Genomic DNA, 22,910 nt, shown 5'->3' on the forward strand with positions numbered 1-22,910 from the left:
AATGGTGTATATCGCGTATTGACCTTGAAATATAAAGGGAATATAATAGGGCTAAGATAACATATGAACAAGTGCTCATATATGGTTTTTATTTGAGGAGATGTGCCGTATGGATACAATGCAAGGAAAATTAAAACGTCAGTGGGAATTAGAAGGCTTGGATTGCGCCAATTGCGCGATGAAAATTGAAGATAAGGTGAAGAAGATTGAAGGTGTATCATCTTGTTCCGTTAATTTTGTAACAAAAACAATGACATTGGAAACTGCCGCAGGGTATGAGGAGTCAGCGATTGTAGAAGCGAAGAAAACGGTGAAGGCACTAGAGCCCCACGTAAATGTGAAAGAAAAGGTTGGGGGGAATCACAAGGCGCGTAATAGGGATGCTCATGAACATACGCATGATCACGAGCACGGCCATCAAGCTGCTGGACATCATCATGATCATGAGGATGCTGAAGGTCATGGTCATACTCATGAGCATGGGGAAGGCGATACACGCAAAATATTGCTGCGGTTAGGCGCTGGTGGAATTCTTGCTCTAGCTGGGATATTCCTGCCCGTGGATGGAGTAGTTGAATTGCTGATCTTTTTGGCAGCCTATCTTATCGTGGGTGGTGAAGTTGTCTGGCAGGCGGTTAAGAACATCATCCGTGGCCAAGTGTTTGATGAGAATTTCCTGATGGCTCTGGCAACTATCGGTGCATTTGCGATTGGTGAGTATCCAGAGGGCGTGGCAGTAATGCTGTTTTACCAGATTGGAGAACTGTTCCAAGGACTGGCTGTGAATCGTTCGCGCCGATCTATTACGGCACTTATGGATATTCGCCCCGAGTTTGCCTATCTCAAGCTTGGAAATGATCTGAAGAAGGTCTCACCTGAGGAAGTAGCCATCGGAGATTTGATTGTTGTTAAACCCGGTGAGAAGGTACCCCTTGACGGAACTATACTTGAAGGTAACGCCATGATGGACACATCTGCACTTACTGGAGAGTCGGTACCACGATCAGCTGGTCCAGGAAGTGCGGTGTTAAGTGGTTTTATTAACCGGAACGGCGTAATTACTGTGCAAGTTACTCAGACCTTTGGAGAATCGGCCGTATCCAAAATACTGGAGCTAGTGCAGAATGCATCAAGCAACAAAGCTAAAACCGAGAACTTTATTACTAAATTTGCACGTGCCTACACGCCTGTAGTAGTGATCACAGCAGTTCTGCTGGCCGTCGTTCCTCCACTGCTGATCAGTGGTGCGACTTTTTCGGATTGGATTTACCGTGCACTTGTATTCCTCGTAATCTCTTGTCCTTGTGCGCTTGTGGTCTCGATTCCACTGGGATTCTTCGGAGGGATTGGTGCAGCTTCACGCAGCGGTATTCTGATTAAGGGAAGTAACTACCTGGAAGCCCTAAATGATGTGAAGGTAGTTGTCTTTGATAAAACGGGAACGTTGACCAAGGGACAGTTTAAGGTGACGGGGATTTATCCGTCGGGTGGCAAATCTAAGGATGAATTACTGCGGACAGCCGCTTATGCGGAGAGCCATTCCAATCACCCGATCGCTGAGTCGATTCGGACGGCTTATGGTGAACAGATTTCTAAGGAAGCTATCTCCAATTACAATGAAATCTCTGGTCATGGTATCGAAGTAACTATCGAAGGCAAGACCGTATTTGCAGGTAACGCACGTCTGATGGAGCGTGAGGGAATTGCTTATGAGGTCCCAGAGCAGAGCGGTACCGTTGTTCACATTGCGGTAGATCATCAATATGAAGGTTATCTGGTGATCGCGGATGAAGTGAAGGAGGACTCACTGCAGGCCATTCAGCGCCTCAAAAAGCTGGGTATACGCAAGACGGTGATGCTGACAGGTGATGCTTCCGCCGTAGCTGAAGATGTAGGGAAGCAGTTAGGGGTAGATGAGGTACACGCAGAGCTTTTACCACAGCATAAGGTAGAGGCCATCGAGAAGCTGGATCGTGAAAAGTCTCCACGTGAGAAGATTATTTTTGTCGGAGACGGAATTAATGATACTCCTGTACTGGCTAGAGCCGATGTCGGGATCGCTATGGGAGGACTTGGTTCTGACGCTGCCATTGAAGCAGCAGATATTGTAATTATGACCGATGAGCCTTCCAAAATTGCTGAAGCTATCGGAATTGCCAAGCGTACTCGAGCCATCGTATGGCAAAATATTATTTTTGCTTTAGGTGTAAAAGCTATATTCCTTCTGCTCGGTGCATTTGGGATTGCCACGATGTGGGAGGCTGTATTCTCAGATGTAGGGGTGACCGTACTTGCCGTACTGAACAGTATCCGAGCTTTAAAAGTGCAAGACGAGGGTTAAGAATCTTTGGTGTTTAAATAAATGATTTCAACAAAAGTAAGCTTTAGGATTCCAGTTTTAGGGGTCTTAGGGCTTATTTTTTTTATTCTCCAGCAAAGAATTTGTCTATTTTTGCCGATATAGAAGATATATCCACATCAGGAGATATTATAACAAATGGAGTGAGGAGGCTATTTCATCGTGAATGAAAATGAAATGAAAGGAAACAAGATGAAAAAAATGAGAAAAAATGTAACGAAGAGAAAAGCAACGTCAATTCAACTTAAGTGGTCATCTGTTATATTAGCTATTGCAATCGTGCCGCTCATGGTAGCGACCATATTTTTACTTGATTATTTCGGCAATGTCACACGCACAGACAGTGAGCAAATGGCGCAGGACACCATTAATACGAATACATTCCGGATGGATGAGTGGCTATCCAACAAAACCTCGTCCGTAAAGGATCTGGTGTCCCAGCACCCTGAGTTCGATTTTACAAATCCGGCAAGTATCTTTCCTGTGATAGAAGTGCTGGAGGAAAGTGACAGTGAGACAGAAGGTTACAGTGTCATCAGTAAAGACGGCCAGTTAACTAATATGATGAACATGACCGCAAGTGTAGCAGATGCGAGCTATTTCTTGAAAGCGAAAGAAACACATGCGCCTGTGTTGGGGGAAATGTCCTATCTGGAACAGCTGGATAAATATATCATTCCGATCGTAGTTCCTGTCATGGATAAGGATAAGCAATTTATGGGAGGTATTGTCTTCTCGATTACTCCTGAAGTTCTTGCCCAAATGAGTAATGAAATTACTATGGCGGATACCGGATTTGGATACGTAATCTCAAATGATGGCATGTATTATACTTATCCAGACGTCAGTCGTATGGGCAAAAAAATTACCGATTACGCTAAAGAGCCGGCTCTTCAGAAGGTCGTTGACAAGATTTTGAGCAACAAAGAGGGGTCCGAAACTTATAAGGGCGAAGATGGTAAGAAAGTCATTACATACTTTAAGACAATTCCAGATACCGATCTGAAGCTTCTTGTAACAGTGCCGGAGAAAGAGGTATTTGCCAAAGTGACCTCTGCACAAAGAACAGCAATGTTCATCTTACTGGCAGTTATACTTGTCATAATTTTTGTTTCACTGTACCTTACTCGTCTTATCGTTAGACCCATTAAAGCTATTTCCTCGACTATGAAAAAGGTGGCAGAGGGTCATCTGAATGAGAGGGTTAAAGTGCAGTCCGGAGATGAAATCGGCGAGATGAGTCAAAATATCAATGATATGATTGAGACACTCTCCGGTATTGTCAACAAGATTGATACAACGGTAGTGGAGGTTGCTTATTCCTCAGAAGGAATGCTGAAATCGGCTCAACGTTCGTCCTATACTTCAGCAGAGGTTGCCACAGTTATCCAAGAAGTAGCTCAAGGAATGGAAGAGCAATTTAGAGGCTCCGAGCAATCCGCAAGAGCAACGGAAGAGATGGCTGTAGGTTTGCAACGTATTGCTGAGTCCTCTGCAGCGGTATCAGATCAGGCTGAGACGGTCAACTCAGAAGTAGAGAGTGGCTATTTGGAAATCCAATCTACACTGCAACAGATGGCTGTTATCAGTTCCACAGCTAATCAGACAGCCGAGATGATTGGCAAATTAAGTGAGCAATCGGAACAAATCGGACAAATTGTGGATGTAATTTCTGAGATATCCAATCAGACAAGCTTATTATCTTTGAATGCTTCTATTGAGGCTGCCAGAGCTGGAGAACATGGCCGTGGCTTCGGTGTAGTTGCGAATGAGGTGAAAAAGTTAGCAGAGCGGACGAACAGTTCCATCATTAGTATAGTGGAGCTAATCGGCGGCATTCAGTCTTCAACAACAAGTGCAGCGGATTCCATGAAGAAGAGTATTGAGGAAATTGGCGATGGAATGGGAAAAATGCAAAACGTCGGTGTTTCCTTTGATCATATCCGTTCTTCGATCCGTGAAGTATCGTCGCAAATACAGGATGTGTCAGCAATTAATGAAGAGATGTCAGCCGGCACGGAAGAAATAACGGCTTCTATATCCGACATGCTCGGAATAGCTAAAGAATCTGCTGAGAATGCTCAGGCGGTCTCCTTAGCTTCAGCGGAGCAGACAGAGATTATGAAGGATGTCGTGTCCTCAGCGGAATCCCTTAATGAAGTGATGTCTGTGCTGAAAGAAGAAATCGAAAAGTTTAAAAAGTAGGAGATAACCGAGATTCATCTCCTTATAATACAAAAAAATCGCTCTCTGGGAGCTGGTGGGTGATCTCACCAATTCCCAAAGTAGCGGTTTTTTTTATGAATTAAATGCTGTCTTCCAGCTGTAGGCTCTCGATGCCTGCACGTACAATGTTGCAGGAGTGGTTCAATTTCTGGGTTTCCTCTGTATTTAAATTAAGCTCCAGCAGCTCTTGAATCCCAGTGTTGCCTATGATGGCGGGCACGCCCGTGCATACACCACTATGTCCGTACTCTCCATCCAGAATGGCGGATACGGCGATAATTTTGTGCTCATCATTCAGGATCGAACGGGTAATGTAGGCAAGTGCGCTGCCAATCCCAAAATGTGTGGAGCCTTTGCGGGTGAAAATTTCCCAGCCGGCATCTTTTGTCTTGCGGGAGATATCCTCCAGATCCAAATGCGGGAACCGCTCGCGATGCTGATCTAAAATTTGCAGAATAGGCTTGCCGCCAATTGTTACATGGGACCAAGCTACAAATTGAGATTCGCCATGTTCACCTAAGGCGTAGCCATTAACACTACGCGGGTCAATGGAGAACACATCGGAGAGCAGGGTTTTTAGGCGCGACGAGTCAATGGAGGTCCCGGTACCAATAATTCTGTGGCGAGGCAGACCTGATATTTTCCAGACCATATAAGTGACAATATCGACCGGATTAGCGGCGACTACGAATATTCCATCAAATCCCCCAGCCATGATGTTGGTGATAATTTCTCGAGTAATAACCGCAGAGGCTTCCAGTACGTCAAGTCGGGTCTGCCCGGCTGTTGGATTAGCACCCGCGGTTAAGATAACTACATCCATTTTTGCACAATCGCTATAGGTTCCAGCATACACCTTTGTGCGTGTGCTTGTGAAATCCATACAGTGCGAGAGATCAAGTGCTTGTGCCATAGCCCGATCATAGGTGCGGTCGATCATCATAATTTCGTCGCAAATGGCCTGATTTACCATGGAGTAAGCACAGCTTGAACCCACCATTCCGGCCCCGACGATGGCTACTTTTCTCGATTTACTTTTCAATTGCCTTGTCCTCACTCTCTAAAAGTTATACGCAGTATAGGCTTCCAAATGATATTTATTTCAGCATTAAGGTCTTTTGGAAGCTTATCGTTAGGTATGCTTATAGTTTAACGTATCCCTTCGCAAGTTACCTGACATCGGACTTACAAAGATTATATTTTTTCTGTTTAATGCTGAATAGGTGACATCGTGAGTTAGATATTTCAGGAGATCTATCCCTATAGTGTATGTAAAGTACTTAAAGAGGATGTAATAAGAGGATGGCTAATTGATGTCAGAAAAGGGTGAAAAGTAGAAAAATCAGAGGATAGAACATAAGCTTGAGTTACAAGAGGTAAGAAGTCATCTCAAGGATATCGGGTAAGAACCCTGAGATGGCTTCTTAGGATTATTATTGATAATCATGGCTGCGGCAGCAGACTCCCCGAGGAGGTCATAGCCTTATAACGCTTGAACATAAAAAATCTCCAATGAACAATCATGCCGAAGGCTAAAATAAAGAACAAACCACCGGACTGTGGGATAGACACATAACGGTTAATAAATTCATGGAGTAATGTGCGGACTAGAAGAAGTCCGAGCAGGATAAACGCAAAGCTCTTGGAGCGTTGAGCGTAAATTTGTCCATCACGTTGTTCAAAGTGGGTGCTGCGTATAAGAGGATACGCGAAGATGAACCAGCCAATCAAAAAGGCGACTGCCGCCCACCATAATGGGAATCTGACCGCAGGTGCCACAAACATGGCAAAACCCGTCGACATACCGAGAGGTGGAATCCATATTTTTCGAATGGTAACCGGACGTGCGCTTGCTTTTAGACGAATGAAAATAACCATCAGCGCCATGAACAAAGCCCCTAATGTGGAGCCAATATGTAGAAGCGAGGGGTTTATGTTACCCATGATACACGACCTCTCTATGATTTCAGTCACTTGTATCTTCATTATAGCAGAAAAACGATGGCAAAACATTGAAGTGTATTGGCTCCATAACCGCAACAATTCCAGCAGAGGAATTTTTTCTTAAAGGAACGATACATACAAAAATCCCCGCCAGAGCATACTCTGACGAGGATTTATTGATGTGAATATTATGATCTCAGCCCAGACTTACGAACGGCTGCGTCCACTTGTCGAGCGGAGAATAAGGCTCACGATAAAGATCAGCACAACGGCACCGATCAAAGAAGGGAAGAAGTAGAAATCACTTACTTTAGGTCCCCAGCTTCCCAGAAGCACGCCACCGAGCCATGAACCGATAATACCAGCGATGATATTACCGATAACACCACCAGGAATATCTCTGCCCATAATCAGACCAGCCAACCAACCAATAACCCCACCAACGATTAACATCCATAGAAAACTCATGTTACTTCAACTCCTTCGTTTTGTTGTTTGCGATGTCTACTATTAACCTTTGTGACGGTCTTTAAACCACATGGAAAAACTTACTTCTTTCGGAATAGTTAGGGAGTAGGCTCTAAATGCAGTTTCGATAATGTATTACAACTATAAACATGCTATAGTGAAAAAATATTATAAAATTATGAGTAAACCCCTATTAGTAAAGGGTAAGTAAGAAGTAATACAATACATAAAGATAAAGGAGCCACTATTATGGAACGGGCTAATGAGGCATTGTTTTATGTAGGAACGTATAACTCTGAGAATGAGAAGGCGATTCAGTTATGTGCGCTTAGTCTTTTATCGGGGGAAATGAGAATTCTTGAGGGGACCGAGGGAATTGAGAACCCATCGTTTTTAGCTGTGAATAGTGCAGGCAGCGTGTTGTATGCAGTTAGTGAGAAGGACCAAGGTGAGGTTTACGCATATGCAATTGATCCCGCAACTAAAGCGTTGCAATCACTTGGAAGTCGTCCTACGGAAGGTGGCGCTCCTTGTTATGTCTCCATTAGTCCTAAGGAAGATTACATATTCGTCTCCAATTACTCGGGAGGCAATGTTAATGTTTTTCCTGTAAATGAAGATGGTTCGCTTCAAGAGATGTCCGATCAAGTAAAACATGTGGGTTCAGGCATTCGTGAAGACCGTCAGGAGGCTCCGCATCCGCACTCTGTCATCCCGGACGCAAGCGGTAGACATGTGCTGGTGTGCGATTTGGGACTGGATCAAATTGTGATCTATCGCTCTGAAGAGGGCAAACTGGTAAAACATCGTGAGCTTAATCTGCCACCTGGTTCAGGTCCACGTCATTTGGCGGTGCATCCCTCAGGACAATGGATCTACCTGGCGAATGAACTGAACTGTACAGTAACAGCATTTGCTAATGATGAACAGGATGCAAATCTAAATATTTTACAGCATCTTAGCACGCTTCCTGATAATTATACTGCCGGTAGTGACGATACAGCTTCCGATATTCATGTCTCCCCTTGTGGCAGATTCCTGTATGTCTCCAATCGTGGACAAGACAGTATCGCCCTGTTCCATATCGATGAATTAACGGGTCTGCTTGAAGCGGTAGATTGGCAGGTTACTGGCGGTCGTACTCCGCGTAACTTTGCAATTATTGGGGATAAGCTGCTTGCTGCTAATCAGAATAGTGATAATATTACCTCGTTTTCCATCGATAGTGAGAGTGGCAGATTAATCCCTACAGGAAATGAATTGGAAATGAAGTCACCTGTTTGTGTGCAAGCGTTGTAGGCGGAGACTAGGTTATTGTATGTCGTAAAAATAAGGGCTATTCCCGTAATCCATTCATTTTTTCGTGAGTGGAGGTTGGGAATAGCCCTATTTTGCAAATGAAGACCTATGGATAATAGCAAGTAATTTTTAAAATGTATTTCTGATACCTAAATCGTAAAAACCGATGTCATCCAGCATGATCCGGTCGCCCTCTTCTTCAAGATAGAAGGTGATTTCCGTCAGGTTGTCAGGATCCAGCTCTGGTTCTTCCTCCTGAAATTGTTCGAACGGCATCTCGTAGGTTTGGAATACAGCTTCGGAAAGGTCACCGTATTTGCCATCGTTTATCCGCTCTTCAAGCCATGGGAATAACGTGAACTGAGTTTGTGGAAGTGGCAGTATGTCCAATACTTCATCCAGCGTCAAGCGTGCTGAGGTATCGTTATGGTCAGTTAACTCCACCTCGACCTTTGGAGGTTGTGGAGCATCCATTTCTTCATTCATATCACCATTAAGATTTGCCATAGAGAACGTAAGGCCATCTGCCCCTAAAAGAGCAGTTTCAGTACGGACACTGTCGTTAAGCTTAATGTTGTAATAAGCTTCTTCGTTTTTGCTGGCTGTGCGTTCAAGGACAACACCATAGGTAGCTTTGCTTTTCGACTCCCGGTCTTTAGCTAACTCTTCTGACCAAGAAACACCCGATGCTTCTGCTGTTCCCAGTTCTACAGTGTTTTTGTTACGGTCATCGTCGAATGTGGCTACAGGACGATATCCCCCGCTTTGGAATCGATTGTAGTAGGCGGTATCTGGTAACCACTTCAGCCCGCTGCGATAATCCCGGAACAAGCTTTGGTATTCCTCTTTTTCGTGCAAGGTAGTCTCTAAGAAAGCTGATACATAGACCTTAGCGATTTGCCGTTGTTTGTCTGCATCCATGATTTGTGCCCGATTTAAAAAGAGTCCAGCTGGCAAGGTCTGATCATATCCGCCCCAATCGCTGTTGAATTGACTGTGATTGGCATCCGCAATATACAGCGAGCTTTTGAAAGCAGATGATCCTTGGGAATAGGAAGTGCGTATATACTGCCGATCACCATAGAAATCATGTACATCTCCATCGCGGGCTCCCTGCAGGGTCAAATAATTGATGTCTTTGAGACGGGCTTGCTGGTCATCTATCGTTTTGTCCGTCGGAGCAAGTGCGACTACAGAAGTTATATTAAAGCGATTAACTGCTGCCATCACCGGGTCATCCTTGAACCAACGATCGGCATCCGCAGCCATAGCTACGGCTTGTCCTCCGCGGCTATGGCCGAGCAGGGCGGTTTTTGTGAAATCTATTTTCTGATAAAAAGGACTGCCCGGATCATCTGAAAAATCTGCTAGCTGCTCTAAATGTTTCAGTAGGATCCAAGTACGTACTTTAAAATCATTGTCCGGAATGCCGGACCAAGCGGAATAATTCAGGAAGTTCTCATCGAGCGAGATCGCGATAAATCCCCGGCTTGCCAATAGTTCGCCGAGATAAGCGTAACCGCCATCAGAGTAATCTTCCATCATATGATTGCCGTGCACCATCAGCACTACTGGATATGGACCTTCGCCTTCTGGCATCCATACGCGACCATTCAGGGGAAGTGCCTTATAATCGAAACCCCAGAATAAAGTACGCAGCTTTGACCAATCTTTAATATAAGCAGAAGCATCGGCCGTAGAGGATATCAAACTTGTATCCTTACCGTATTCGGCACGATGTAGATCGGTACCACTGGCATAGGTGAAGGTCTGATAAGCTAGATTACCTGGTTTTCCCGGATCGGAGGCTGTCAGTGGAACAACTTCCGTATCGTTGAGATCGACCGACTCTGAAATAGGCAGTTCTTGCACTCCGCTTGCCAGCGCAAGTGGGGAAAAAGTCACTGCCACTGTTAGCAGAAGTCCTAGTGTTATTCTTTTGCTGCGGAGCAGGCCGATGGCTAATCCGCCTAATGCTCCTAGCAGTGCAAGCACGACCGCAATGACAACCGCAGCCTCAATCTCAAAATCTGCATAATATAAGATTAGTAGAATGGCTCCAAAATCACTCAATACACAGCCTGCGAATAATCTTGGGATATGCAGTCCGGTCAACGCTAGCAGAACAGCCAAAATATTGCCGGAAATCGCCAGCAGGACAGTGCCTGCACCTGCAGCAAGAGCGATATCGGTAGGTTTACCTAATCCAGTAGGAATGCCTAACACGGCAGTACTAAAGGCTAAAAAGCATACTATCCAAAGACCGGCTATAGCTGTTCTCCAAACTGCTGTATCGTAACGGTAGGTTCCCCTAATTCTTCGTCTAATTCCTTGAGCCATACGCCTGTGGAGCCGTGGTTTCGACGGCGCAGGGACGTACTCTAAATCCATACCCATGACTCTCTCCCCTGACATAAAGCGGTAATTTCTCTTAACCCATAAGCTGTAGCAATAATATTACTTTATAGCATCAATAACAAGTGGATCTTACAGGAACCGACCCCATAGCTTGTATGGTGTGGTGTGTGGGAGTTTTCTTTGACATAGGCTGGAAAAAAAGGTTTGACACAGTTAAAGGGTTTCAGTATTATATCCATATAAACCAACTAAGTAGATAGGAATAATTGAAGAAAGTTCTTACCGTACGAACGGAGGAACGCCTGCATTAGGCTCGCAGACACGGTCTTAGGACCGGTTTGACCTGCCATACGTAGGCTTTCCTCCGTTCTTTTTGTGTTACCCAAGGGTTTGTCTGGTACGAAAAAACATGGGGGAGTGGAAAAGATGAAGAAAAAGATGAATAAAGGGCTTCTTGTAGGGTTTAGCTTGTTGCTTACGGCAGGGCTTACTGCTGCTTGCGGCAGCAATAACAATAACGGCAATAGTGCTAGTCCGGCAACAGACGCACCAGCAACAACCCATTCAGCGGAGGCCACAAATGCGGCTGAAGCCACCAAGACTCCATCTAAAGATCCAGTAGAACTACTGAACGTATCTTATGACCCTACTCGCGAATTGTACGAGAATTATAATAAAGCTTTTGCTGCCTATTGGGAGAAAGAAACAGGACAGAAGGTCACCATTAAACAATCCCACGGTGGATCGGGGAAACAAAGCCGTGCTGTGCTTGATGGTCTGGAAGCGGATGTTGTGACATTAGCACTTGGTTATGATATTGATGCCTTGCAGGAAAAGGGACTAATCAACGAGGGCTGGCAAAGTAAATTCGATCATAACAGCTCACCTTACACCTCGACTATCGTGTTCCTTGTACGCAAAGGGAATCCGAAAGGAATCAAGGATTGGCCAGATCTGCTCAAAGAGGGTGTAGAGGTTATTACACCAAACCCGAAAACATCAGGTGGAGCACGCTGGAACTATTTGGCGGCTTGGGGTTATGCACTAGACCAGAACAATAACGATGAGGCTAAGGCTGAGGAATTTGTAAAAGAACTGTTCAAGCATGTGCCAGTGCTGGATACCGGCGCACGTGGATCTACGACAACGTTTGTGGAGCGTGGAATTGGTGATGTGCTGATCGCATGGGAGAATGAAGCCTATTTATCCGTGGAAGAGCTGGGACCGGACAAATTTGATATCGTGAATCCTTCGGAGAGCATTCTGGCTGAACCGCCAGTAGCTATAGTAGATAAGGTTGTGGATAAAAGAGACACGCGTGAGGTATCCGAGGCGTATCTGAAGTATCTCTATAGTGAAGAGGGGCAAAAAATCGCAGCTAAGAATTACTACCGTCCTACATTAGATAGTGTGAAGGAAGAATACAAAGATAAGTTCCCGGAAATCAAGCTGTTCACATTGGCTGACAAATTCGGAACCTGGAAAGAAACGCAAGAGAAGCATTTTAATGATGGCGGGATCTTTGACAAGATTTATGTGCCGGGTGCCAAATAACAGATAAATGAAATGCAGGATATGATCATTGAGATTTGTCCCGGTAGGGGCTGATCGGCTAAAAGGCCGAAGGCGAGAAAGGATGAATAGGGGATGAATGTCACCACTACGGCTGCACCAGCAGCAACGCGGCGCAAAATACTGCCCGGCTTCGGGCTGACGATGGGCTACAGTGTATTATACCTGAGTCTAGTGGTTCTACTGCCACTTTCGGCGCTGTTGTTCAATTCTACAGGTCTGAGCTGGGCGAAATTCTGGGATGTAGCTACGGACCCGCGGGTATTAGCTTCGTATCGTGTGAGCCTGTCGACAGCTGCTGCGGCTGCTTTTGTAGATGCAATTCTAGGTCTTTTGCTGGCGTGGGTACTGGTACGTTATGAATTTCCGGGCAAAAGAATATTTGATGCGCTGATCGATCTCCCGTTTGCCTTGCCGACAGCGGTAGCCGGTGTCTCTTTGACGGCGCTCTATGCAGGAAATGGCTGGATTGGGTCTTGGCTTGAGCCGCTGGGATTAAAGGTGGCATTCACTCCGCTCGGGATTACCCTGGCTTTGATGTTCATCGGCATACCGTTCGTTGTCCGGACGGTGCAGCCGGTGCTGGAGGATTTGGACAGAGATATGGAGGAGGCTTCGGCAACCCTTGGCGCAGGCCGCTGGAGAACCTTTCGCTCAGTAGTTCTGCCTGAGCTGTTCCCGCCACTGCTAACAGGTTTTGCTCTAGCTTTTGCTCGGGGCATCGGTGAATTCGGCTCCGTTGTGTTCATCTCCGGTAACATGCCGATGAGGACGGAGATTGCTCCGCTGCTTATTATGTCTAAACTGGAGCAATATGATTATGCCGGAGCTACCGCCGTAGCCCTGCTATTGCTCCTCATCTCTTTCTTAATGTTACTTGTTATTAACACGCTTCAGCGCTGGGTTCGTAAGACTTCACGTTGAGGGTAATCGCCGTGACAGCAGACGTCTGAACATGTTCAAACTTAATCGGAGACACTCGATATCTGCCGTTGATACTGAATATTACAAGCTATTTTGTCTTCGTAAAACCCTTTAAAGGAGGAATAATTTTGGCCGGTACCGTCCCTCTCCATACCCCCCGGCTACAAAAGAATGCGTCCTCGTCCGCGACAACGGAAACCCCAATTGTAAAATGGGTGTTGATCGGAGCGACTGGGCTAGTCCTTTTTTGGCTGATTGCTCTGCCATTAGTTGTTGTGCTAACCGAGGCGCTGAAGAAGGGCTGGGACGTATATATTGCTGCCCTGACTGATCCGGATGCCCGCTCAGCGCTGCGATTGACGCTGCTTGTTGCGGCGATAACTGTGCCTCTGAATACCTTTTTTGGTGTAACAGCGGCATGGGCTGTAACCAAGTTCCGTTTCCGCGGCAAAGGGTTTCTGATCACCTTGATTGATCTCCCTTTTGCAGTTTCGCCTGTCATCGGCGGGCTAATCTTTGTGCTCGTCTTCGGAGCAAACGGATGGTTTGGCCCTTGGCTGAGCGCTCATGATATCAAGATTGTATTTGCGCTTCCGGGTATCGTTCTAGCCACGTTGTTTGTGACGTTTCCTTTTGTAGCGCGTGAATTAATCCCGCTGATGGAGGATCAGGGTACACAGGAGGAAGAAGCGGCAATTACACTCGGAGCACATGGGTGGCAAATCTTTTTCAGAGTCACGCTGCCTAATATTAAATGGGGATTACTATACGGTATTATTTTGTGTAATGCGCGGGCCATGGGTGAGTTTGGTGCGGTTTCTGTGGTGTCCGGGCACATACGTGGGGAGACGAATACGCTGCCGCTGCATGTTGAGATTTTGTACAATGAATATCAATTTTCAGCATCTTTTGCAGTAGCTTCGTTGCTCCTGTTATTGGCTTTGGTAACGATGATTATTAAAAGCTGGTTGTCGCGAAAAAATGCCCATTGACATGACTTTTAGTTCCATGCTAAGTTAATTCATAGTATACTGGTTGGTAATAACGGAATTGAGAAAAAAAGAAATTTAGGCGGATATAATCCTTTGGTGAGAAAGGGAGGCTAGAGAATGGCTAAACCGCTGAAAGTGGACGATTTATGGCTTACGCGGATTGCAGGACTTCTGGATGATATGGAATTTGGCTCATTGCATATTGTGGTGCATGAAGGTCAGATTGTTCAGATGGAGCGTACGGAGCGCAAACGGTTTGAGAATAGCAGTGGCAACGCAAATGGACGTTATATTGGTGAAAGCGGCAGCCGGCGGGCCGATTCTCAATCGGCGGGACGTTGATTCAATCTCTGGGCAATCATAAAGGTATATATCATCTTTTTGGATAAAAGATTATGGAGTTGTCACATGAGCCACGAAATGGCTGCTGGGGCAACTCCTTTTTCTTCGTATGATTGGATATTATTGGACTTACGAAAAAAGTGGCATTTACGGAGCACCTATCGGACTCAGTTGACGCTAAACGTAGTATTATGCCACATTTGCCACGCTAACGGACCGCATAGCCGCTAGTGGCATGAAAAACACCACATATGGACCTGATTCTAAGTAATAGCGTCTCTGGAGTCCGAAACCACGCTTCAAAAGCTGAAAAGGCGCAAATAACGTCATCTGGGTCCGCAGGTCGCCGGGAATGATGAGTGTTGAAGCAAACCGCTCATGAGTAAAAACACAGCAATATGTCATCTGGGTCCGTAAGTCGCCGGGAATGATGAGTGTTGAAGCAAACCGCCCACGAGTAAGAACAGAGCAAGATGTCATCTTGGTTCGCAGGTGGCAGGGAATGATGAGTGTTGAAGCAGACCGCCCACCAGTAAGAACACAGCAATACGTCATCCGGGTCCATAGGTCGCAGAGGATGATCTGTCTTTTTACGACGTTTACAAATGATTCGGCCCGTGGGGCAGCTACTTATTTTGATGTTGCAGGTACGTTTGTTAATAACGAGGCGCTTGGCGTGAGGCGGATACGCCCTCCATCAACAGGATGAACGCAGTAATGGCGTGCATAATCCAACCAACGATCGGAACAAAAGCTAAAATCGAGGTGATAATGCCCAGAACGTTACCCATGAACGGTTTATGTTCTCTTTGCAGCACAACAACGGCTACAGCATGAAGCAAAAAGGCAATGGCCAAAGGGACCCAACCATTAGCAATGATAAAGAGTCCGCCAATCAACGGTAGAGCCAGAAAAGCTTCATAAAGGCATGTTCCCCATTTGAACAGCTTGGCTACAGGAGACATAATGCTTCACCCACCCTTTTATAAATATTGTTACAGATACTATTCCACACAGTCAGTAAAGGAATTCAAGAATATAATGCTTATCCCTCAGTTTCAAAAACATCCCTAGCAGTGAGCCTTGCCTGTGAACCATGCAGTCGTATATAGTGGGAACAGCAATGCTGAACGGAGGAATGCGGGTGGAAACAACAAGAAAGCTTGATATAAGCCATGAACAGCCTTCAATGGAACAGTATTTGGCGCTGAGAAAAGAAGCTGGGCTGAGTGAAATGAGTGTGGAAGGTGCAGCGATCGGTTTGCCTCGTTCTATTTTTGCGGTAACTTTGTATGAGGAGAATAACCTAATCGGGATGGGGCGGGTGATTGGCGATGGGGGATGCTTTTTTCAGGTCACGGATATCGCGGTCAAGCCTTCACATCAAGGACAAGGTTTGGGAAAGCTGATCATGCGGGAAATTAGAGAGTTCCTTAATACTGTACCTGACAAGGCTTATGTAAGTCTGATTGCAGATGGAGAAGCCTCGAAGCTCTATGCACAATATGGTTTTGAATCGGTTATGCCACGTTCTCAGGGAATGTTTTTGCGTCGCTAAGCTAAGGCGAATTCATGCTGCTTTTTTAGTAGAGAGTGCCCCTTGTATTGGTTAAGGGGTTTTTGGTCTGGAAGTGGAGTAGTAGGCGCGATCTGGTTTCGATTGGATCTCAGGGGATAAATAATGTTTAAAGGCTGTAAGGGAAAAGCTATTCAGATGAGCATCAAAAAATAATAGAGCAGAAGGCTACACGATAATGGCCTTGCTCGTAGAATGTGAGGAACAACAAGATGGATGTTGTAATATTGGGCGCTTCAGGAACGATTGGAAAGGCAATTGTACAGGAGGCATTAAAAAGAAAACACGAAGTAACAGCTGCGGTACGCAATCCAGAGTCAATAACTCTCGAACACGAGCGTTTACATGTGACAACGGTGGATATTCTTGATCCGGCTTCAGTAGCAGCTGCAGTCCGTGGCCATGAAGAGGTAATCAGTGCTTATGGACCAGGAGCGGGCCACGAGCAGGATCTGATTACGGCGGCAAAAGCGTTGGTGGAGGGTGTGCAGACGGCAGGGTTAAATCGGCTGTTGGTTGTTGGAGGTGCAGGTAGCTTAAAGACTGAAACTGGAGAGCTGCTGATGAATACACCTGATTTTCCGGAAGAGTTTAAACCGGTTGCAGAGGCGCATGCGCAGGCTTATGAGATTTACAAAAATACAGAATTGGATTATACGTATCTCAGTCCTGCTGCGGTAGTTCATCCAGGTCGTCGTACAGGTCATTTCCGTATCGGATTGGACCGTCTTGTTCTAGATGAGAATGGTGAAAGCAAGATCAGTGTGGAGGATTTGGCTGTAGCTATGGTGGATGAGCTGGAGGAAGGGAATTTTAGTCGGGCCAGATTTACTGTCGCTTACTGATATCTGACTTGCGCCGGACTTGCTCGGACTTGTACTTGGAATTGCGTGTGAAGCTTTGGAACGGTAGATAGCGGAAAGGGGCTAAATCATGTATCTGGTAACTGCTGAGCAAATGAGGCAGCTGGACAGCGAAACGATCCAGCAGCTGGGGATTCCAGCGATTGCGCTGATGGAGAATGCGGGAAGAGTTATCGCAGAGGAGATCATCGATCTTTGCCGGGAGAGAGGCGGGGCAGGCAGCAGGAATGCAGCCGAAGGGAACGATTCCGGGCTAAAGGAGGCCGCGCTGGGTGACCCAGGCAAGGCATTTAAGGTCAGCGCAGATCATGCGCTGACGCTTGCCTCTGCCGCATCCGAGCGATGGTTCATCCTCGTCGGCAAAGGCAACAACGGCGGCGATGGCCTCGCCGCCGCACGGTACCTTCGCGAGACCGGCATCGCCGTCACGCTCGTCTATGCGGTGCCGCCGGAGTCGCTCTCCGGCGAGGCCGCCCTGCAGCGCGATGCGGCTGCAGCCATGGGCCTGCCTGCCGTAGTATACGGCAGGGATCGGCTGGACCTTGCCGAGTGCAGCGGCATCCTGGATGCGCTGCTCGGCACCGGCGGCGCGGGAGCCCCGCGCGGCGCCTATGCGGAGCTGATTGCCGCAGCGAACAGCAGCGGCAAGGTCATTGTGTCCGCGGACATCCCCAGTGGTCTGAACGCGGACACAGGAGAGACGCATGCGCCTTGCATTCATGCGTCAGTGACAGTATGCCTCGCGTTTCTCAAGCGAGGCCTCCTGCAATACCCCGGTGCAGGCGCAGCGGGGCATGTCAAGGTACGGGCCATCGGCATTCCGACTGCTCTGGCTCTTAACAGCGGTGTGCAGGTTCATCTGCTGACACCGGAAGTGCTGCATGCCCATTTGGGTGTCGATCTGGCCCGGCGGCGGTCGCCTGAAGGCCATAAGGGGACTTATGGGCATGTACTCCTTGCTGCCGGCACCTTACGGATGAGCGGCGCCGGATTACTGGCAGCCCGTGCTGCGCTGCGCACGGGCTGCGGATTGGTGACGTGGGCGCTTCCTAAGAAGCTGTTACCTTCCGTCATCGGTGTTGTTCCTGAACTCATGCTGGCCGATGTAGGTGGCAGTGAAGAGGGAAGCTGGGAGGCTGAGACCGCGTCCAAGCTATTGAAGTTAAGCGAAGAGCGAGATGTAATCGCTGTGGGACCAGGTCTTGGACGGTTCCCGGGTGATACAGATTGGCTTCGCAGTCTTTGGGAAGGCAGTGATTGCCCGCTGGTTATCGATGCCGATGCTTTAAATATTCTGGCTGACTCCGATTATAAGAGTTGGGCGCAGCGGCATCATTCTGTAATTCTGACACCTCACCCAGGGGAGATGGCTCGCCTGGCTAACCTAACTACGGCTGAGGTCCAGCGTGACCGAATCGGTCTGGCTATGGACTATGCCAAGGAGTATGGGGTTACGCTTGTGTTAAAAGGAGCGCATACCGTGATAGCAACTCCTGAAGGGCAAGCTTATGTAAATACCACAGGCCATCCCGGCATGGGCACTGGTGGAGCTGGTGATGTGCTAACGGGCATGATTTCCAGCCTGCTGGCTCAGGGACTTCATCCTACGCAGGCAGCAGCTTTTGGGGTATACCTGCACGGATTAGCAGGAGAGGGAGCAGCCCGTCAGCGGAATAATCCGGCGGCTATTATTGCCGGAGATATCATTGAAGCGCTTTGAGTATCCCTAATAAGGCTTATGACAGCAGTAAGCAGAGCAGTGGCAGAAACAGGGCGAATACTGGCAGCAACAGAGGAAACCTTTCTACACCAAGCTGGGTCACTCTGAGAAGGAGTAGTCCCAGGACTCCACCCAGACCCCATAGCAGATATTCTGCACCTTGTTCCGCTGCCAGCCATAGACCTGCACCAAAACCCGTGACGACATATACAGCAAGGGGCAGGATAGGGGATTTGGAGCGCAGAATACGCAGCAGTACATCTGCTACTAACGCCGCAGGCAATCCATAAGCATAAATGGCATAAGGAATCGATAGTGGCCAGCCTTCAGGAATTCCATCGGATTGTGGAAATCCAAGCATAAGTAAGGTAATAAGGACGTAAGTTAGCCCTGCGCAGGCTAATTTGGTTAATGCGTACATGCCACTGCTTAGGCGGACAGAAGAGATATCATAATCATTTATCTTATTCATTTGATATACATTCCTCTCGTGGTGTGATGCATCAGCTGGTGACCATGTCTCCACCATTGACATGAATACATGTCCCGGTAACATACGAAGAATCCGGTCCCGCTAAATAAAGATAGGCTCCTGCTAACTCATATGGCTGTGCGGCACGTTTAAAGGGTGTATCCGTCCCAAATACACTAACCTCATCTGCGGAGTAGCTGGAGGGGATTAGTGGTGTCCATACGGGTCCGGGAGCTACGCTATTGACACGAATGCCAGAGTCTACGAGTGATAAGGCTAAAGAGCGGGTAAAGGAGACGATCGCGCCTTTAGTTGAGGAATAATCTATAAGCTCTTTATTTCCTTGATAGGCAGTAATGGAAGCAGTGTTGATGATGGCTGCGCCTTTTTTTAGATGTGGAAGTGCGGCTTGTGTCAGGTAAAAGAATGGAAATATATTCGTCTGAAACGTTTGGTAGAGCTGTGCTTCCGTGATATCCAGAATACTTTTTTGCGGATACTGGACGCCATGATTGTTGACGAGGATGTCCAGCTTGCCAAAAGTGCGAAGGGTATGCTCCACAGCCTTGAAGCAGTTTTCCTTATGGCGTAAATCAACTTCGATCCGCAAACAACGTTGCCCTAATTCTTCAATTCGCCGCTGAGTGACCTCTGCATCTGAAGCTTCGTATAAATAAGCTATAGCGACATCTGCACCTTCCTTTGCAAAAGCAATGGCCGCCGCTTTACCAATTCCGCTGTCGCCTCCGGTGATGAGCGCAATTTTTCCTTTTAGCTTTCCACTGCCGGTGATCTCCGGATTTTCACTGATGGGGCGAGGATTCATTAGACTCTCTAGACCAGGCTGACGGTCTTGATGCTGTGGGGGAAAAGCAATAGGCTGTTTCTTACATATCGTTTGTTCCCCATAATAGGGGTAGGTGGGGTTCATTTTTACATACACTCCTCCTTGCCTTCTATCTTCCGTATATTTCTATGCATGCGCCTAGAAAAGCGTGCGCTGTTATCCGGTCCTGCCTGTGTTTATAACCTAGTCGAGGGAGCGTTTGTCAGAGATGAATGATTGGCGAAACATAGATTATCTGAATCGTGGAACTCCAGTGCAAAAAGAGGTCTATACCCTGTTAAGAGAATTAAATATTATAAGTTTGCTGGCCGACTATAACCCGGTGCTGGTTGGCACAGTGCCGCTTGGAATTCAGGTGAAGGGCAGCGACCTGGATATTATTTGTGAGGTGCATGATTCCGTAAAATTTAGGGATATTGTTAGTCGATATTTCGGAACCATGGATGAGTTTACTAGTGTATCGCGTGTGGTGGACGGGGTCCCTCGAACGAAAATTAACTTTATGGCCGGTGGCTGGCCTATAGAACTGTTTGGGCAGCCGCGACCCACAGCTTTGCAGAATGGTTACTTACATATGATCATTGAAGCGGAAATTCTAGCTCAGCTGGATAATGATTTTCGACAGCAGATCATTACAATGAAAACAAACGGGTGGAAGACCGAACCTGCCTTCGCGCAAGTGCTGGGCTTGGAAGGTGACCCTTATGAAGCGCTGTTGATGCTGGAAAAGCTTCCGCGGAGTGCTCTTTATGCTTTTTTGTCATTCTATACAAGCGAGGGGATAGACATGAATTATCGAGAGATGATTGCGGATGATTATGAAGCTGCCTACCAGTTATGGGAAAATACAGAGGGAATGGGACTTAGTGAAGCGGATTCGAGACTGGAGATTGCACGTTATCTGGAGCGTAATGCTGGCTTCAGCCAGATCTGCGAGAATGAAGGCGGCCGGATTGTAGGAACTGCATTGTGTGGACATGATGGGCGAAGAGGTTATATGTATCATGTTGCAGTTAGTAATGACTGCCGAGGCATGGGCATCGGGCGTGAGCTTGTAAAGCGTTGTCTTGGTAATTTACATGCAGCTGGTATCGCAAAATGTCATCTGATGGTGATTGGAACCAATGAACAAGGAAGGGGATTCTGGGAAGGGATAGGCTGGCAGTATAGAGGTGGAATTGTGTTATACTCCCAGGATGTCTTGTGATACATAAGATGCGAAATGAAAATACTATCTAAGTGAAATATCATTAGATTAGAAGTGGATATATCACAGCAAATGTAACGGTGAACTCCGACTGCCAGTGCAGTATACTATATATGAGTTTGATAATTGCCTATTTTGCAGGCAGGAGGTCTTTTATGCGTTTTAAAGATGTGTTTTCAATTATTGGCCCGGCCATGGTCGGGCCTTCAAGTTCGCATACAGCCGGTGCGGCACGGATCGGAAGGGCTGCAAGGCAGGTGCTGGGTGAAGTGCCGCGTGTGGCAGAAGTGACGTTTTTTGGTTCTTTTGCAGCTACTTATCAGGGCCATGGCACAGACCGGGCTATTGTCGGAGGGCTTTTGGATTACGCTACCGATGATCATCGGTTACCCGACTCTCTGGAGTTAGCGGCTGAAGCTGGAATGGACGTATCTTTTGAGCAAGGAACGGGATTGTTTCCTCATCCTAACACAGTTAAACTGCATCTTATCGGACAAGAGACAGGAAGTGAGCTGACTTTAACGGGGACATCCATCGGTGGTGGAAACATTGAGATCGTCGATGTGGATGGTTTTGGAGTAAAGCTTACGGGAATGTATCCGACGGTATTGATTCATCATATGGATTATTTAGGTGTTCTGGCGAGTGTTACAGAAGTGATGCGTAACGGACAATTTAATATAGGGCATATGTCTCTGGATCGGAAGAATCGCAGCGGTGCAGCCTTAACGGTACTGGAGCTGGATGAAGCTGCTACTCCAGAGCTTATTGAAGCGCTTAAAGCGCTCACTGCGGTGAAATCGGTGAAATTGGTTAATTTAAACGAAGGTAAGCAAGATGAGAAGGGGAAGGAAAGCTTAACATGAATTTTCAAACACTTAGCCAACTGGCTGTATTATGTGAGGAGCGTGGCCTCACCATTGGAGCCCTTATGCTCGAAGAGCAAAGCGCGGAATCTGGACGTTCCAGTGAACAGGAATTTGCCACAATGCGTGAGTATTACGGGGTGATGAAAGAGGCTGTTCATCGTGGGATGCATGAAGATACCACTTCGCGCAGCGGCCTTACGGGAATGGATGCCCAGCGTGTAGGAGCCTATAACGCAGCAGATGAACCATGCCTAGGTGGACCCGCTGGTCAAGCAATGGCCTATGCCTTGGCTGTATCCGAGGTTAATGCCTCAATGGGCCGCATAATTGCTACACCTACGGCAGGTTCATGCGGAATTATTCCGGGTGTATTTCTCAGCTGCCAGGAACGGTTTGGCTGGGATGATGACTATATGGTTTCCGGTTTGTTCGCTGCAGGAGCGATCGGTTATGTCATTGCCAACAATTCGTTTGTATCTGGTGCAGAGGGTGGCTGTCAGGCGGAGGTCGGGTCGGCCATCGGGATGGCGGCAGGAGCTTTAACCGAACTGCGTGGAGGAACGCCTGCACAAGCAGTACATGCTGTTGGGTTGGCGCTTAAGAACACCTTAGGACTGATTTGTGATCCGGTGGGAGGACTCGTAGAGATTCCTTGTATCGTTAGAAACGGATTCGGTGCAGTGACCGCGCTCGCCGCCGCCGATATGGCGCTGGCTGGTGTTCGGAGCGTGATTCCTTCTGATGAAGTAATCAAGGTCATGCTTGAGGTAGGCTCAGCTATGCCAGAAAAACACCGCGAGACCGCAGGTGGCGGATTAGCACAGACACCTACCGGCCGCAAGATCATGCAAGATTTACGTAAAAAGAAGTGA

General features: G+C 47.2%; 20 protein-coding genes. 13 read left to right on the plus strand and 7 right to left on the minus strand.

Going from position 1 to position 22,910, the window contains the following annotated elements; all coding sequences use genetic code 11:
* Positions 1–109 precede the first annotated feature (109 nt).
* Positions 110–2,341, plus strand: coding sequence for a heavy metal translocating P-type ATPase (locus MKZ09_RS02180; protein ID WP_076203573.1), 2,232 nt, complete (start codon positions 110–112; stop codon positions 2,339–2,341).
* A gap of 180 nt (positions 2,342–2,521) precedes the next feature.
* Positions 2,522–4,564 (plus strand): methyl-accepting chemotaxis protein, encoded by a 2,043-nt coding sequence (locus tag MKZ09_RS02185; RefSeq protein WP_232061122.1) that lies wholly within the window; start codon positions 2,522–2,524, stop codon positions 4,562–4,564.
* 100 nt (positions 4,565–4,664) lie between these two features.
* On the opposite strand, the gene MKZ09_RS02190 is transcribed toward MKZ09_RS02185, so the two are convergent.
* The 3 genes from MKZ09_RS02190 to MKZ09_RS02200 form a co-directional block, all read right to left on the minus strand.
* On the minus strand, positions 4,665–5,627 hold the full coding sequence (locus tag MKZ09_RS02190) for an L-lactate dehydrogenase (protein WP_076203575.1): 963 nt from the start codon (positions 5,625–5,627) through the stop codon (positions 4,665–4,667).
* Positions 5,628–6,028: 401 nt separating this feature from the next.
* Complete coding sequence (locus MKZ09_RS02195; RefSeq protein ID WP_036682651.1) at positions 6,029–6,529, minus strand: CcdC family protein; 501 nt, start codon at positions 6,527–6,529, stop codon at positions 6,029–6,031.
* A 207-nt stretch (positions 6,530–6,736) separates the two neighbouring features.
* Positions 6,737–6,997 carry a GlsB/YeaQ/YmgE family stress response membrane protein gene (locus MKZ09_RS02200; RefSeq protein ID WP_036682650.1) on the minus strand — a complete coding sequence of 87 codons (261 nt, stop codon included), beginning with the start codon at positions 6,995–6,997 and terminating at the stop codon, positions 6,737–6,739.
* 249 nt (positions 6,998–7,246) lie between these two features.
* Here MKZ09_RS02200 and MKZ09_RS02205 point away from each other — a divergent pair, with 249 nt between their 5' ends.
* Positions 7,247–8,296 carry a lactonase family protein gene (locus tag MKZ09_RS02205; RefSeq protein WP_076134870.1) on the plus strand — a complete coding sequence of 350 codons (1,050 nt, stop codon included), beginning with the start codon at positions 7,247–7,249 and terminating at the stop codon, positions 8,294–8,296.
* A gap of 129 nt (positions 8,297–8,425) precedes the next feature.
* On the opposite strand, the gene MKZ09_RS02210 is transcribed toward MKZ09_RS02205, so the two are convergent.
* Positions 8,426–10,693 carry an alpha/beta hydrolase family protein gene (locus tag MKZ09_RS02210; protein WP_076203577.1) on the minus strand — a complete coding sequence of 756 codons (2,268 nt, stop codon included), beginning with the start codon at positions 10,691–10,693 and terminating at the stop codon, positions 8,426–8,428.
* Positions 10,694–11,080: 387 nt separating this feature from the next.
* On the opposite strand from MKZ09_RS02210, the gene MKZ09_RS02215 reads away from it, so the two are divergent.
* The 4 genes from MKZ09_RS02215 (at position 11,081) to MKZ09_RS02230 (ending at position 14,484) form a co-directional block, all read left to right on the plus strand.
* The gene (locus tag MKZ09_RS02215; RefSeq protein WP_076203580.1) at positions 11,081–12,208 is read left to right on the plus strand and encodes a sulfate ABC transporter substrate-binding protein; all 1,128 of its coding nucleotides are present in this window, start codon (positions 11,081–11,083) and stop codon (positions 12,206–12,208) included.
* 93 nt (positions 12,209–12,301) lie between these two features.
* The gene (cysT, locus tag MKZ09_RS02220; RefSeq protein ID WP_076124574.1) at positions 12,302–13,150 is read left to right on the plus strand and encodes a sulfate ABC transporter permease subunit CysT; all 849 of its coding nucleotides are present in this window, start codon (positions 12,302–12,304) and stop codon (positions 13,148–13,150) included.
* Positions 13,151–13,278: 128 nt separating this feature from the next.
* Positions 13,279–14,142, plus strand: coding sequence for a sulfate ABC transporter permease subunit CysW (gene cysW / locus MKZ09_RS02225; protein ID WP_076203583.1), 864 nt, complete (start codon positions 13,279–13,281; stop codon positions 14,140–14,142).
* A gap of 117 nt (positions 14,143–14,259) precedes the next feature.
* The gene (locus MKZ09_RS02230; protein ID WP_076101319.1) at positions 14,260–14,484 is read left to right on the plus strand and encodes a YezD family protein; all 225 of its coding nucleotides are present in this window, start codon (positions 14,260–14,262) and stop codon (positions 14,482–14,484) included.
* A 656-nt stretch (positions 14,485–15,140) separates the two neighbouring features.
* On the opposite strand, the gene MKZ09_RS02235 is transcribed toward MKZ09_RS02230, so the two are convergent.
* A complete protein-coding gene (locus tag MKZ09_RS02235; RefSeq protein ID WP_076134873.1) occupies positions 15,141–15,449 on the minus strand; it encodes a hypothetical protein in 309 nt (102 codons plus the stop codon).
* Between the two features lie 179 nt (positions 15,450–15,628).
* On the opposite strand from MKZ09_RS02235, the gene MKZ09_RS02240 reads away from it, so the two are divergent.
* The 3 genes from MKZ09_RS02240 to MKZ09_RS02250 all read left to right on the plus strand — a co-directional run bounded on the left by MKZ09_RS02240 (position 15,629) and on the right by MKZ09_RS02250 (position 18,643).
* On the plus strand, positions 15,629–16,042 hold the full coding sequence (locus MKZ09_RS02240) for a GNAT family N-acetyltransferase (protein WP_370511168.1): 414 nt from the start codon (positions 15,629–15,631) through the stop codon (positions 16,040–16,042).
* 230 nt (positions 16,043–16,272) lie between these two features.
* Positions 16,273–16,905, plus strand: a complete 633-nt coding sequence (locus MKZ09_RS02245; protein ID WP_076203586.1) for an NAD(P)-dependent oxidoreductase — start codon at positions 16,273–16,275, stop codon at positions 16,903–16,905.
* Between the two features lie 88 nt (positions 16,906–16,993).
* Positions 16,994–18,643: a bifunctional ADP-dependent NAD(P)H-hydrate dehydratase/NAD(P)H-hydrate epimerase gene (locus MKZ09_RS02250; RefSeq protein WP_076203591.1), complete on the plus strand. Its 1,650-nt coding sequence runs from the start codon at positions 16,994–16,996 to the stop codon at positions 18,641–18,643.
* Between the two features lie 16 nt (positions 18,644–18,659).
* Here the strand turns inward: MKZ09_RS02250 and MKZ09_RS02255 are convergent, their stop codons facing one another.
* A complete protein-coding gene (locus MKZ09_RS02255; protein ID WP_076142073.1) occupies positions 18,660–19,115 on the minus strand; it encodes a hypothetical protein in 456 nt (151 codons plus the stop codon).
* A 31-nt stretch (positions 19,116–19,146) separates the two neighbouring features.
* Positions 19,147–20,046: an SDR family oxidoreductase gene (locus tag MKZ09_RS02260; protein ID WP_076203595.1), complete on the minus strand. Its 900-nt coding sequence runs from the start codon at positions 20,044–20,046 to the stop codon at positions 19,147–19,149.
* A gap of 124 nt (positions 20,047–20,170) precedes the next feature.
* Here MKZ09_RS02260 and MKZ09_RS02265 point away from each other — a divergent pair, with 124 nt between their 5' ends.
* The 3 genes from MKZ09_RS02265 (at position 20,171) to sdaAA (ending at position 22,910) form a co-directional block, all read left to right on the plus strand.
* Complete coding sequence (locus MKZ09_RS02265) at positions 20,171–21,169, plus strand: GNAT family N-acetyltransferase (protein WP_256719182.1); 999 nt, start codon at positions 20,171–20,173, stop codon at positions 21,167–21,169.
* A 155-nt stretch (positions 21,170–21,324) separates the two neighbouring features.
* Complete coding sequence (gene sdaAB / locus MKZ09_RS02270; RefSeq protein WP_076124558.1) at positions 21,325–22,035, plus strand: L-serine ammonia-lyase, iron-sulfur-dependent subunit beta; 711 nt, start codon at positions 21,325–21,327, stop codon at positions 22,033–22,035.
* On the plus strand, positions 22,032–22,910 hold the full coding sequence (sdaAA, locus tag MKZ09_RS02275) for an L-serine ammonia-lyase, iron-sulfur-dependent, subunit alpha (protein WP_036682621.1): 879 nt from the start codon (positions 22,032–22,034) through the stop codon (positions 22,908–22,910). Before sdaAB ends, sdaAA begins: the two co-directional genes overlap by 4 nt.

Source organism: Paenibacillus sp. FSL R5-0908, assembly GCF_038006245.1.
In the GTDB taxonomy this organism is placed as follows: Bacteria; Bacillota; Bacilli; order Paenibacillales; family Paenibacillaceae; genus Paenibacillus_AQ; species Paenibacillus_AQ odorifer.

Bases quoted from the DNA above. Each gene is read 5' to 3' on its own strand.
- MKZ09_RS02235 (WP_076134873.1), bottom strand. From the start codon at position 15,449: ATGTCTCCTGTAGCCAAGCTGTTCAAATGGGGAACATGCCTTTATGAA.
- MKZ09_RS02265 (WP_256719182.1), top strand. From the start codon at position 20,171: ATGAATGATTGGCGAAACATAGATTATCTGAATCGTGGAACTCCAGTG.
- MKZ09_RS02205 (WP_076134870.1), top strand. From the start codon at position 7,247: ATGGAACGGGCTAATGAGGCATTGTTTTATGTAGGAACGTATAACTCT.
- MKZ09_RS02195 (WP_036682651.1), bottom strand. From the start codon at position 6,529: ATGGGTAACATAAACCCCTCGCTTCTACATATTGGCTCCACATTAGGG.
- MKZ09_RS02230 (WP_076101319.1), top strand. From the start codon at position 14,260: ATGGCTAAACCGCTGAAAGTGGACGATTTATGGCTTACGCGGATTGCA.
- MKZ09_RS02255 (WP_076142073.1), bottom strand. From the start codon at position 19,115: ATGAATAAGATAAATGATTATGATATCTCTTCTGTCCGCCTAAGCAGT.
- MKZ09_RS02210 (WP_076203577.1), bottom strand. From the start codon at position 10,693: ATGGGTATGGATTTAGAGTACGTCCCTGCGCCGTCGAAACCACGGCTC.
- sdaAA (WP_036682621.1), top strand. From the start codon at position 22,032: ATGAATTTTCAAACACTTAGCCAACTGGCTGTATTATGTGAGGAGCGT.
- MKZ09_RS02200 (WP_036682650.1), bottom strand. From the start codon at position 6,997: ATGAGTTTTCTATGGATGTTAATCGTTGGTGGGGTTATTGGTTGGTTG.
- MKZ09_RS02180 (WP_076203573.1), top strand. From the start codon at position 110: ATGGATACAATGCAAGGAAAATTAAAACGTCAGTGGGAATTAGAAGGC.
- sdaAB (WP_076124558.1), top strand. From the start codon at position 21,325: ATGCGTTTTAAAGATGTGTTTTCAATTATTGGCCCGGCCATGGTCGGG.
- MKZ09_RS02250 (WP_076203591.1), top strand. From the start codon at position 16,994: ATGTATCTGGTAACTGCTGAGCAAATGAGGCAGCTGGACAGCGAAACG.
- cysT (WP_076124574.1), top strand. From the start codon at position 12,302: ATGAATGTCACCACTACGGCTGCACCAGCAGCAACGCGGCGCAAAATA.
- MKZ09_RS02260 (WP_076203595.1), bottom strand. From the start codon at position 20,046: ATGAACCCCACCTACCCCTATTATGGGGAACAAACGATATGTAAGAAA.
- MKZ09_RS02245 (WP_076203586.1), top strand. From the start codon at position 16,273: ATGGATGTTGTAATATTGGGCGCTTCAGGAACGATTGGAAAGGCAATT.
- MKZ09_RS02215 (WP_076203580.1), top strand. From the start codon at position 11,081: ATGAAGAAAAAGATGAATAAAGGGCTTCTTGTAGGGTTTAGCTTGTTG.